General features: G+C 40.7%; 1 protein-coding gene (only partly in view). It reads right to left on the bottom strand.

All coding sequences use genetic code 11. The features are described from left to right. Positions 1–14,786 carry the 5' end (the start) of an SdrD B-like domain-containing protein gene (locus AC0L6O_RS04065; RefSeq protein ID WP_473306522.1) on the bottom strand. It extends 18,187 nt beyond the left edge of the window, so the window shows 14,786 of its 32,973 coding nt (coding positions 1–14,786); it begins with the start codon at positions 14,784–14,786; its stop codon lies beyond the left edge, outside the window.

The following is a 14,786-nucleotide window of genomic DNA, read 5'->3' as shown; positions in this document are numbered from 1 at the left end:
GTATCTCCTAAGCTCGCTGGTACATAGTAACCTGCATCGATATCTTTCTCGTCTTCGCCACTTGTTAACGTAATCGTATCTGTCGTTCCGTCTGTCTCATTCGCATCACTATCGTCTGCTCCTTCGTCATCCGCTTCGCCATTGGCATTCTCATCTGTTAATTGACCTGTTAGGCCGTCTACATCGGCTGTCGTTGGGAATGTTACTACATAGTCCCCTGGTACTAGACCCGTGAACTCATAATAACCATCACCATTTGTGCTCGTTGTTTCATTTACTGGGTCACCGTCGCCGGTTGTTCCTGTTAAAATAACAGTAACCCCTTCGATACCTGGCTCACCTGCATCTTGGATTCCGTTTCCGTTGGTGTCAACAAAGACTGTATCTCCTAAGCTCGCTGGTACATAGTAACCTGCATCGATATCTTTCTCGTCTTCGCCACTTGTTAACGTAATCGTATCTGTCGTTCCGTCTGTCTCATTCGCATCACTATCGTCTGCTCCTTCGTCATCCGCTTCGCCATTGGCATTCTCATCTGTTAATTGACCTGTTAGGCCGTCTACATCGGCTGTCGTTGGGAATGTTACTACATAGTCCCCTGGTACTAGACCCGTGAACTCATAATAACCATTATCATCCGTAGTCGTTGTTTCATTCACTGGCTCGCCGTCGCCGGTTGTTCCTGTTAAAATAACAATAACCCCTTCGATACCTGGCTCACCTGCATCTTGAAGTCCGTTTCCGTTGGTGTCAACAAAGACTGTATCTCCTAAGCTCGCTGGTACATAGTAACCTGCATCGATATCTTTCTCGTCTTCGCCACTTGTTAACGTAATCGTATCTGTCGTTCCGTCTGTCTCATTCGCATCACTATCGTCTGCTCCTTCGTCATCCGCTTCGCCATTGGCATTCTCATCTGTTAATTGACCTGTTAGGCCGTCTACATCGGCTGTCGTTGGGAATGTTACTACATAGTCCCCTGGTACTAGACCCGTGAACTCATAATAACCATTATCATCCGTAGTCGTTGTTTCATTCACTGGCTCGCCGTCGCCGGTTGTTCCTGTTAAAATAACAATAACCCCTTCGATACCTGGCTCACCTGCATCTTGAAGTCCGTTTCCGTTGGTGTCAACAAAGACTGTATCTCCTAAGCTCGCTGGTACATAGTAACCTGCATCGATATCTTTCTCGTCTTCGCCACTTGTTAACGTAATCGTATCTGTCGTTCCGTCTGTCTCATTCGCATCACTATCGTCTGCTCCTTCGTCATCCGCTTCGCCATTGGCATTCTCATCTGTTAATTGACCTGTTAGGCCGTCTACATCGGCTGTCGTTGGGAATGTTACTACATAGTCCCCTGGTACTAGACCCGTGAACTCATAATAACCATCACCATTTGTGCTCGTTGTTTCATTCACTGGCTCGCCGTCGCCGGTTGTTCCTGTTAAAATAACAATAACCCCTTCGATACCTGGCTCACCTGCATCTTGAAGTCCGTTTCCGTTGGTGTCAACAAAGACTGTATCTCCTAAGCTCGCTGGTACATAGTAACCTGCATCGATATCTTTCTCGTCTTCGCCACTTGTTAACGTAATCGTATCTGTCGTTCCGTCTGTCTCATTCGCATCACTATCGTCTGCTCCTTCGTCATCCGCTTCGCCATTGGCATTCTCATCTGTTAATTGACCTGTTAGGCCGTCTACATCGGCTGTCGTTGGGAATGTTACTACATAGTCCCCTGGTACTAGACCCGTGAACTCATAATAACCATCACCATTTGTGCTCGTTGTTTCATTCACTGGCTCGCCGTCGCCGGTTGTTCCTGTTAAAATAACAATAACCCCTTCGATACCTGGCTCACCTGCATCTTGAAGTCCGTTTCCGTTGGTGTCAACAAAGACTGTATCTCCTAAGCTCGCTGGTACATAGTAACCTGCATCGATATCTTTCTCGTCTTCGCCACTTGTTAACGTAATCGTATCTGTCGTTCCGTCTGTCTCATTCGCATCACTATCGTCTGCTCCTTCGTCATCCGCTTCGCCATTGGCATTCTCATCTGTTAATTGACCTGTTAGGCCGTCTACATCGGCTGTCGTTGGGAATGTTACTACATAGTCCCCTGGTACTAGACCCGTGAACTCATAATAACCATCACCATTTGTGCTCGTTGTTTCATTCACTGGCTCGCCGTCGCCGGTTGTTCCTGTTAAAATAACAGTAACCCCTTCGATACCTGGCTCACCTGCATCTTGGATTCCGTTTCCGTTGGTGTCAACAAAAACTGTATCTCCTAAGCTCGCTGGTACATAATAACCTGCATCGATATCATTTTCTTCTTCGCCACTTGTTAACGTAATCGTATCTGTCGTTCCGTCTGTCTCATTCGCATCACTATCGTCTGCTCCTTCGTCATCCGCTTCGCCATTGGCATTCTCATCTGTTAATTGACCTGTTAGGCCGTCTACATCGGCTGTCGTTGGGAATGTTACTACATAGTCCCCTGGTACTAGACCCGTGAACTCATAATAACCATCACCATTTGTGCTCGTTGTTTCATTCACTGGCTCGCCGTCGCCGGTTGTTCCTGTTAAAATAACAATAACCCCTTCGATACCTGGCTCACCTGCATCTTGAAGTCCGTTTCCGTTGGTGTCAACAAAGACTGTATCTCCTAAGCTCGCTGGTACATAGTAACCTGCATCGATATCTTTCTCGTCTTCGCCACTTGTTAACGTAATCGTATCTGTCGTTCCGTCTGTCTCATTCGCATCACTATCGTCTGCTCCTTCGTCATCCGCTTCGCCATTGGCATTCTCATCTGTTAATTGACCTGTTAGGCCGTCTACATCGGCTGTCGTTGGGAATGTTACTACATAGTCCCCTGGTACTAGACCCGTGAACTCATAATAACCATCACCATTTGTGCTCGTTGTTTCATTCACTGGCTCGCCGTCGCCGGTTGTTCCTGTTAAAATAACAATAACCCCTTCGATACCTGGCTCACCTGCATCTTGAAGTCCGTTTCCGTTGGTGTCAACAAAGACTGTATCTCCTAAGCTCGCTGGTACATAGTAACCTGCATCGATATCTTTCTCGTCTTCGCCACTTGTTAACGTAATCGTATCTGTCGTTCCGTCTGTCTCATTCGCATCACTATCGTCTGCTCCTTCGTCATCCGCTTCGCCATTGGCATTCTCATCTGTTAATTGACCTGTTAGGCCGTCTACATCGGCTGTCGTTGGGAATGTTACTACATAGTCCCCTGGTACTAGACCCGTGAACTCATAATAACCATCACCATTTGTGCTCGTTGTTTCATTCACTGGCTCGCCGTCGCCGGTTGTTCCTGTTAAAATAACAGTAACCCCTTCGATACCTGGCTCACCTGCATCTTGGATTCCGTTTCCGTTGGTGTCAACAAAAACTGTATCTCCTAAGCTCGCTGGTACATAATAACCTGCATCGATATCATTTTCTTCTTCGCCACTTGTTAACGTAATCGTATCTGTCGTTCCGTCTGTCTCATTCGCATCACTATCGTCTGCTCCTTCGTCATCCGCTTCGCCATTGGCATTCTCATCTGTTAATTGACCTGTTAGGCCGTCTACATCGGCTGTCGTTGGGAATGTTACTACATAGTCCCCTGGTACTAGACCCGTGAACTCATAATAACCATTATCATCCGTAGTCGTTGTTTCATTCACTGGCTCGCCGTCGCCGGTTGTTCCTGTTAAAATAACAATAACCCCTTCGATACCTGGCTCACCTGCATCTTGAAGTCCGTTTCCGTTGGTGTCAACAAAGACTGTATCTCCTAAGCTCGCTGGTACATAGTAACCTGCATCGATATCTTTCTCGTCTTCGCCACTTGTTAACGTAATCGTATCTGTCGTTCCGTCTGTCTCATTCGCATCACTATCGTCTGCTCCTTCGTCATCCGCTTCGCCATTGGCATTCTCATCTGTTAATTGACCTGTTAGGCCGTCTACATCGGCTGTCGTTGGGAATGTTACTACATAGTCCCCTGGTACTAGACCCGTGAACTCATAATAACCATCACCATTTGTGCTCGTTGTTTCATTCACTGGCTCGCCGTCGCCGGTTGTTCCTGTTAAAATAACAATAACCCCTTCGATACCTGGCTCACCTGCATCTTGAAGTCCGTTTCCGTTGGTGTCAACAAAGACTGTATCTCCTAAGCTCGCTGGTACATAGTAACCTGCATCGATATCTTTCTCGTCTTCGCCACTTGTTAACGTAATCGTATCTGTCGTTCCGTCTGTCTCATTCGCATCACTATCGTCTGCTCCTTCGTCATCCGCTTCGCCATTGGCATTCTCATCTGTTAATTGACCTGTTAGGCCGTCTACATCGGCTGTCGTTGGGAATGTTACTACATAGTCCCCTGGTACTAGACCCGTGAACTCATAATAACCATCACCATTTGTGCTCGTTGTTTCATTTACTGGGTCACCGTCGCCGGTTGTTCCTGTTAAAATAACAGTAACCCCTTCGATACCTGGCTCACCTGCATCTTGGATTCCGTTTCCGTTGGTGTCAACAAATACCGTATCTCCTAAGCTTGCTGGTAAGTAATATCCTGCATCTACCCTTGGCTCAAATTCACCGTAAGATAGCGTATATGTTCCTGTTAAGCCTGTGCCTCTGTCAGCATCAGAATCTTTATTTGTATCATTCCCGTCTGTATTTCCTCCTGTAACATCTGCCGTAGTCAATTTACCACCAGCATTACCTCCAATCGTAGCCGTAGTTGGGAAAGTCACTGTATAGTCACCTGGCTCTAATCCTATAAACTCATAGAAACCATTAGCATCTGTAGTAGCCGTTTGAGGAGTAATTGTAACTCCATCAACTGTTCCATTTAAGGTAACAGTTACGTTAGGAATACCTTCTTCTCCTACATCTTGTAAACCATTACCGTTAATATCTACAAAAACAGTATCACCTAGAGCAGCTAACAAGTCAATGCAAGCTGTATCTCTAGCTATTTCTAGTTCATTTAAATCTAATAAGATTGACTCATTGAAAAGACCATGTCCTTTTGTGAAAGAATCCCCAGTATTAGAATTAGAACATTCGTTGTAAACATTATCGCCCGAAGAACCCTCTTCTAGATTTAGTTTAACATCTACTGCTACTATATATGTATGTTTTTGACCCACAGCCAAATTAACATCTTCAGAAAGTGTCCAAACAGCGTCCCCTACATTTAAAGTATTAAGAGCGACGCCAGCATTGTTCGTGTAACTCACTGACTGAATCTCAACATCCGAGTCAAAACCAGGAGCATCTTGAAGACCGTAAACACCCTCTTTACCTCCTTTGTTCTCAACCTCAATCGTATACTCTATGGTATAATCATCACGGTCTATTTGAGTTCTATTTGAAGCAATTTTAGTGTGAACAATATATGGTAAATCTCCACAAGCCGTATCTTTTTCGATAACCGTTCCTTCAAAGTCGGTCAACAAGGACTCATTGAATAATCCTTCACCTGCTTCAAACTCCGTTCCGCCTGCTTTTGAACCACATGCTTCATAAACGTTATCACCGTCTGAACTTGATGACAAGTCTATCTCCGTAGTAACTTTTACAGCATAAGTGTGACTGCCGCCTGCTGCTAGAGAAACGCCGCTAGCTAAGTTCCAAACATTATCGGTTGGATTAAGGGCCGCAGTCGGCACGCCAGATGTAGTCGTATAGCTTACATCTAATATATTGATGTCATCTTCAAAAGAGGTATCATCTTTTAAGCCATATACTCCTGAAGCACCTCCTTCATTATTTACAACAATGTCATAAACAACGTCATACTTATTATCGCCTAAGGCTGTCGTAGATGAAAGTGTTTTCAAATGTGTTATGAAAGGTAAGTCGCCACATGCGGTGTCTTTTGCAATGACCATTCCTTCGCTATCCTTAAGTATAGACTCATTGAATAAGCCTTCGCCTGCTGTATACTCTGTCGTTGTGCTTTTAGAACCACACGCTGTATAAACATTGTCGCCACCCGAACCTTCACTAAGGTCTATCTTCACTTTTACAACTACCTGATAGGTTTCTGTTGCTCCAGCAAGAAGAGTATTGTTCGTAGTTAATGTTAATGGGAATGCATCTCCTGTAAAGGCTGCCGCTCCAGTCTCCGGTGAACTGAAACTTCCATCTATTATCTGAATATCATCCTCAAAGTTTGCATCATCTTCAAGGCTATAAGTCGTGCTTAAGCCTCCCTTGTTTTCTATTTTGATTTCATAGACTACATTAAACTCGTTATTACCTAAATCAGTAATACTTGCTAATGTTTTCTCTTGTACTAAATATGGTAAATCTCCACAAGCTGTATCTTTTTCGATAACCGTTCCTTCAAAGTCGGTTAATAAGGACTCATTGAATAATCCTTCACCTGCTTCAAACTCTGTTCCGCCTGCTTTTGAACCACATGCTTCATAAACGTTGTCACCATCTGAACTTGATGACAAGTCTATCTGTGTAGTAACTTTTACGGAATAAGTGTGACTGCCGCCTGCTGCGAGAGAAACGCCGCTAGCTAAGTTCCAAACATTATCGGTTGGATTAAGGGCCACAGTCGGCACCCCAGATGTAGTCGTATAGCTTACATCTAATATATTGATGTCATCTTCAAAAGAGGCATCATCTTTTAAGCCATATACTCCTGAAGCCCCTCCTTCATTATTTACAACAATGTCATAAACAACGTCATACTTATTATCGCCTAAGGCTGTCGTAGACGAAAGTGTTTTCGAATGTGTTATGAAAGGTAAGTCGCCACATGCGGTGTCTTTTGCAATGACCATTCCTTCGCTATCCTTAAGAATAGACTCATTGAATAAGCCTTCGCCTGCTGTATACTCTGTCGTTGTGCTTTTAGAACCACACGCTGTATAAACATTGTCGCCACCCGAACCTTCACTAAGGTCTATCTTCACTTTTACAACTACCTGATAGGTTTCTGTTGCTCCAGCAAGAAGAGTATTGTTCGTAGTTAATGTTAATGGGAATGCATCACCTGTAAAGGCTGCCGCTCCAGTTTCCGGTGAACTGAAACTTCCATCTATTATCTCAATATCATCCTCAAAGTTTGCATTATCTTCAAGGCTGTAAGTCGTGCTTAAGCCTCCCTTGTTTTCAACTTTGATTTCATAGACTACATTAAACTCGTTATTACCTAAATCAGTAATACTTGCTAATGTTTTCTCTTGTACTAAATATGGTAAATCTCCACAAGCTGTATCTTTTTCGATAACCGTTCCTTCAAAGTCGGTCAATAAGGACTCATTGAATAATCCTTCACCTGCTTCAAACTCTGTTCCGCCTGCTTTTGAACCACATGCTTCATAAACGTTATCACCATCTGAACTTGATGACAAGTCTATCTCTGTAGTAACTTTTACGGAATAAGTGTGACTGCCGCCTGCTGCTAGAGAAACCCCGCTAGCTAAGTTCCAAACATTATCGGTTGGATTGAGGGCCACAGTCGGCACGCCAGATGTAGTCGTATAACTTACATCTAATATACTGATGTCATCTTCAAAAGAGGCATCATCTTTTAAGCCATATACTCCTGAAGCTCCTCCTTCATTATTTACAACAATGTCATAAACAACGTCATACTTATTATCGCCTAAAGCTGTCGTAGACGAAAGTGTTTTCGAATGTGTTATGAAAGGTAAGTCGCCACATGCTGAATCTTTATCTATTACTAATTCATTTCCATCCAAAAGTGAAGCTACATTAAACAAGCCCTCCCCAGCACTAATTGTTGAAGAACCTCCCGAGCCACATTTTTTATAAGTATCATCACCAGAAACCCCATCAGTCAAATCGATTGCAACCTTAACTTTCAATGTGTAAGTATGCTCTAAGCCTCCTCCTAACGTTACATCCGTAGAAAGTGACCAAGGTCCATTTCCTGTTAAATTAGCCCCAGAAAAACCAGGAGCATCTGAAGTATAAGAGGCTTCTAAAATATTCACATCGTTATCGAATGATGGTAGGTCAGATAAACCATAAATAGTCTTAGCACTACCTGAGTTATCAACTACAATATTATAAAGAAGCTCAAATTGATTATTACCTAGGTCGGTGGCTGAAACAAATGTTTTGTTAATATTCAATTTCGGATTCAAAATCAATCCGAAATCAACTGTCATATCACCATAGGAATCCCTTGAATCATCTTGTGCACCACCAGTTTGGTTGTCAGAATTACCTAGTAATTCGTCATTTCCCGTTGGTTCACCGTTTGCTTCCAATGTTACAACTTGCGAACTTATATCTTGACCTCCTGCTACCTGCGACCCATTGTTGTTTCCATCAATTTCCTCTGTATCAATCGTAGTTTCACTAGCATATTGATATTGCGTAGGTAAGTCCGTTCCTAAGATTTTAACCTCGTATTGACCTGGGGCTAGCTCATCGAAGAAGTAATTACCATCTGCATCAGTTGGAACACTTTCAATGAAATTATTTAAACCATCATAAAGAGAGACCGTAACTCCAGATATTCCATCTTCGTTAGCATCTATAATTCCATCATTATCACTATCAATCCAAACCGTTGAACCAATACTTCCACACTGCACAACATTTACCATAACAGTAGCTGTAGCTGTACAATTTTCAGCCGATGTAACTGTCAATGTATAAACACCTTGAGTACTTTCCGTAATACTATTAATTACTGGATTTTGCTGATTTGAAGTATAGGAATTTGGACCAGCCCATGAGTACGAATTTCCATTAGTCCAAGTTCCAGATTGTATCGTTAAATTACCTCCTTCACAAGCATCTGCAACCGCCGGAATAGAACCCACAGGTTTAGGATGTACAATAATTTCTACTTTAGCCGTCTCTTCACAAATTTTACTTGGAGGAGTACACTTTTCCACGGCTGCTGAAACAGCACCAATACCAAAAGAATCACCATTACCATCTGGAGAACAAACTGTTATTTCAGCTATTTCAGCTGTTGCTGGCACATTGCTTAAAGTAATTGAGACTAAGCCAGCTCCATTTGTTCCATTGAGGTTTGATACACTCTGAGTTACACCTCCTGCTGTGATAGTTACAGTTACTGGTCTTACATTGTCAACTTCATGCAAAGGAATTTTAAAATCTATATCCCTTGCTGACGAACTTCCACCAATAGGAATATTAACCGTTACACAATCATCACCTCCAGAAACATATCCATGATACAAGTCAGTATCGCTAGACAAATATGATGATGCACCACCCATCTGATCTCTTTCTACATATGCAGCAACACTACTCATTTGACATGAGCTACTACCAGCAGAAATATTTATTACTCCGTCAGCACTAATACTAGAAAGCGTTGTTCTAAAAATCTTTTCACTATCCGGCTGACCATTAGTTCTAACCACAAACTGACCGGTAACTACCTGACCTTCAATAGTCATAGTATTTGAACATGAACCATTTTCTACCCATACCTCTACAATTACTTTGTTAAGGTTGGATGGATTAGGAACATTTATAGTGTTAGACTGCCCACCGTTTTCCAAGCCTTTTACATAGGTATCTATTATTTTATTAGTACCACAGCCATTTAAAACAGCATCATCAGTAGAATATCCTTGAATAGAATCATTTATTTTATAAACCTGCTTATAAATAAAATTATCCACTCCTGAAAATCCAGGAGTAGGAGTATAAATGAATTCACCATTATTAGATAAATTCAATGTTCCATTAGAAACATTTGAATTTAAGCTATAAGTAATATCAAAAGCATCACTTGGTAATTGATCATTACTTGCAACATTTTCTGTAAGAACTTCGTCTTCACAAATTTCAAAATCATCATCCGTTGGAGGGATGCAATCTTCGTTACAATTCTGAACGAGTATTATTCCCGAAGCAGAACCTGTACAACCATCTTCAGTACACATTGCAGTGTATTCTGTGGTTACCGTAGGATTGTTTATAGTTAATGTATTACCCGTAGCTCCCGTATTCCAAGATACACTTCCATTACAACCAGATGCTGTTAAACTAGCAGAAACACCAGCACAAGTAGTTGTATTACTTACTGTAATTGTAGGTTGATCTTTGAAAACAACCTGTGTGGTAGCGGTTGCAGTACAACTATTTGTTGAGGTTACTGTTATTGTATAAACCCCAGCTTCTGTAGTAGTTACAGTAGAACCCGAAGCACTAAAACCGTTTGGTCCAGTCCAGTCATATGTTAAATTTGATGCCCCTGAATTAACAGATAAAGTTACATCACCACCAATACAAATATTTCCATTATTTGAAGCCGTGGCGGTAATAGCATCTGATTTATTACAAGCTATTATTTCAATGTTGTCTAAATCCCAAGCAGAAATACTTGCTCCATTTCCAACTGGAGAAAAAGCTGTCATTCTAAATTCAAACTCAGTTTCATCACTGAATTTAAAGTCTGGGTCATTACTCAAATCGAACTCCTCTGTACTCCAATTCGTTGGATTAGTTGAACGATTCAAAGATTCATAAACTAAAGCACCTTCTTTATATATTCTCAGAGAGTACCTAGTTGGGTAATTATTATTTGCGGAGCCACCACTTGATGACGGTTCTGGAGCATAATTCAACGTTGCCGTAGCCCTCTGTTTAAATCTCAATTTAGTTATTTCACCTAACTGAGATGGTTTAAAAGTAGCTTTAAACCTGACAGCTTTGTCCCAATCTGCAGAAGATTGTTTATTTGCAGAAATACACATTGCTCTGTCAGTACCTGAATTTCCAGAAGAACCAACTACACAACTATGGAAATTTTCATTTGGATTATTTCTATAAACGTTCGTTGCAGAAACTGATGTAAAATTACCTGAATTAGGATAGTCAGGTAAAAACTCACTATAAGTATAGGCTTCGGTCAAAGCTAAACACTGATCTAGATCCCATTTTACAACTGTTTTTGGCTGACATGTCAAACAAATGTTATTATTACAGTTAGGATCTACAGTTACTTCTACAGATTGTTGGGCACTACAAGAACCCAAAGAACAACTAACTAAATAACTAGTTGTGGATTGAGGGCTTACTATGATCTGAGCAGTAGTAGCTCCAGTACTCCACTGTAAAGTGCCAGAACAATTTGAGGCTGTAAGCGTTACAGACTCTCCTTTACAAATATTTGCATTACTTACGTTAATAATTGGCTTAGCTACAGAATTTCCACAGCAACCTTTTAATTTAACTTCGTCTATTTCCCAAACAGTACATCCACCAGTAGGATTAAATCCAATTAATTCAAATTCATAAGTGGTAGCTGCATCAGAAATAAAATCTTCCGTTTCTGCGAAACTTACTGTTTTCGTTTTCCAAGACTTAGTTAAACCGGTTATCGTTTCTTCATAGACCTTAGTTCCATTTTTGAAAACATATAATACAAGAGACTGAGAACCACCATCATTACACTGATAGCCACTCCTCTTATAACTAAATTGTAAATCACTTAATTTATATGACTTTCCACTTGAAGGAGAAATTGTGGTTGCAAAACGAACAGCTCTATCATTTCCCGAACTAGGTTTCGATGTAGAGTTTATACCATTAATACACATTGCGTCACCAGAAATTCCTGAAGCACACGAATGCTTGTTCACATCTGGGTTTACTCTATATATTGTACTTGCCTCTACCTCGCCGCAGCCACCAGAATTTATACTCGGTGTAAACTCACCATACCAGTTACCTCCAGTACCTGTATTGCAATTATCTAAGTCCCAAGAAACTAAAGAAACTGGTGTACAATCTGGAACACAGACGGGAGTACCTTCACAATTGTCATCTACAATAATATTGACCGTAGCGGTAGCACTACAAACCTGCCCTCCAGAAATAAATGAAGCAGTTACTGTGTAAACACCAGCATCATTTTCGTCAACATTACTAATAGAGAATGACTGAGTAGAACTAACCGACACATTATCAGGTGATTTCCAAGAATAAGAAAGATTACAATCTTCTGGAACCTCTCCCTTAAACTGAGCATTAAAAGTAACTGAACCTTCTAGACATACTGATTGCGAACTTGCCGAAGCCTCTAGTTCAAAAGGAACAATGTTTCCTAGATTAAAGTTGAAATCACCGTGAGACGTTCTTTTTGACCATCCATTACTTCCAGAATTTGTGATATTCATTTCAAACCAACCACTAGCTCCAAAATTATTGGTATTTACATTTCCTCCAGTTCCTAATTGGAAAGCTGGCATTGAATTACTTTGATTGTCAGAAATGCTAATTTCAAGACCATTATAAATCCCGCTTGAAGAACCCTTTATAGTTCCGACCGCATCCTTATAATAGTATAAATCATTTCCATAAGTAGTACATGAGTTTGGCTTAGGACTATTTGAAGGAGTAGTTGCTGTTCGATTTGAAAGGAAATATTCAACATTTATACAATCATTACTTCCTCCACCTGCTGCACAAACTTTACCCCAAATTTTGGCAGTGCCATTACAATATTCTTCAAACTTCAAATCAGAAGTCTGAAAATGTTGATAATTAGGTTTTCCGTTCGAAGAGTTTAAATCTAACCACACCGAATAATAAGTACTAGAAGAAGGCTTACATGCTCCTTCTAATTGATTATCAGTAACAGTTCTTGCCCCAGACAAACAAACAGGGTCATTGGTCCCAATGTTTTTAACTGTAATTATATGTTTAGCAAAAGTACCACAAGGGTCCAATGGCTTAAAACAAGCATAATAATAATAAGTACCTGTAGAAGATGGAGCTGTAGTTTGAATTGTAACACCACCATTAGAAACGTACCCACCACCAACTACTGTTTTAGTTGTTAATTGATCTAACGAATTAACATTCTGTGTTGACCTTACCCATTCTATATAAACCGAACTTGGAGCGTCGGACTTAACGGATAAGTCAAATACTTGACTTGGGTTAACTTCTGCAGAGGTAGGATCTGGTTCTGTTATGGAATAAGGGCAGTAATCTTCACAATCAAGAGTTACAGAAGTAGTTTTCTTACATGTACTGTTTTTATCTTTTACCTCTACTGTGTAAGTACCTTGACCTAAGCCAGTGAATTTATTAGATGTCTGATAACTACCGTTATTAATTCTATACTGATAATCACCACTCCCTCCAGATGCTTGAACCTCTATAGAACCATCTGATGAACCACATTGTGGTTTCACTTTTATTGTATTATTTATAGCAACCTCTGAGTAGCAGGTGTTTAAAACAATATTATCAAACTTTAAAGCTGTTTTTCTAGCATAACCGTAAATACGAACTTTATTAGTTCCTGGTGGTGTATAGCCTTCTATCGGTGTTATACTTTGTAAAGTGCCATCATAGTTCTTGGTGATATTAAAATCAGGCGACATACTAATTAATGTATTTCCTTGATAAAACTCTAATCTCAAGTATGCATTATTACTTGTACCATGCTTTGCCGCATCACCTGTTAATTTGTAATATTTATTTTCACCTAAAGCAATATCTTGATAGACTGTATAGTCATTATCGTAATTGCTATTATTAAGAATACCATATCCTGCAGAAGGTCCACCAGTATATCTTCCAAATTGCCCCTGAGGTGCTATCCAATTATTATCATTAGAATCAAAGTTAGGATTTGATGCAAGATTGTTAGACAAACAAGCACATGATAGTGGAGCTGGATTACACTCTCCATTAATAGCAATAGCACTACCTAAAACCCAAGACTGACCATTTACTCCAGACTGACCATTTTGATTATGTCTTGTGTCTACTTGAATAGCAATACTGTTTACGTTAGCAGGAACATTATTAAGTTCCAGCGTTACAATATTTAAACAACAGTCTCCTAAAGTCTTATCTGAACTATAAATAAATTTCGAAGTCGAACTTGAACCAGCAGTCGCCTTAATCATAAGGTACCTGTTATCGTTCGTCATTTCAGAAATAGGAACATTAATAGTCAAATTCCTCGAAGAAGATGATGTTGGAATTGACATATTGATGGTTTGCACATCATTATAACCACTCCTTTTAGCAAACACACCTGAACTTTGAAAGCCTACAACACTTCTCTCTACATATAATACTAATGACTGAAGATTTGAAGTACTACTTGAATTTGTATATGTCACAGAGGATGCTGCAGAAAGCTCAGCTCTATAAACATAAACGTCAGAGCTACCTCCTACTGGAGTAGTTCTCGATGCTGTCTGCCCTTGAATAGTAATAGAAGACCCCGGATTACCACCCTTATATATTACTTCTGCATAAATACGGCTTACATTACTCGCATTCGGAATACTAATAGTCGAGGTTGTCTGTCCCTTGATACCCCTACCGTAAACATCCATAATCTTTCCATCTGCACATGAATAGTTCCAATCTGAATCAACTCCAGAAGCAACAACTCTTGCTGACACCATTTTGTTAGAGACTACCCCTTCATCATTTTTTACAAAGTCAGAAGTCATGTATCTCTCGACCCTCTCTAGTCGCTCTAAAGCATGTTCATCCCCTTGAAGAAACGGAGCAGCTTTTAAAACAGCAGCTTCGGCCTCTTTAAAGGAAAGACTCTCACCAGCAGTGGAGGATTGCTGATTTAAAGCATTTTTTAACGAAGTGCTTTGGCCCGTTATCCCAGCCCCTTTACTTTGAGCAAAAGTCGGCGAACCAAAGAATGATAAAAGTGTAATTAAAGATAAGGCACTAAATAGCCTTCTCTTCGTTTTTGAAGATAATCTGGACAGACTTCTCAT

It is taken from the genome of Arcticibacterium sp. GJ41-1 (assembly GCF_055808875.1).
Note: the sequence above shows the minus strand (reverse complement) of the source record. Positions and strands in the feature narration are given on the sequence as shown.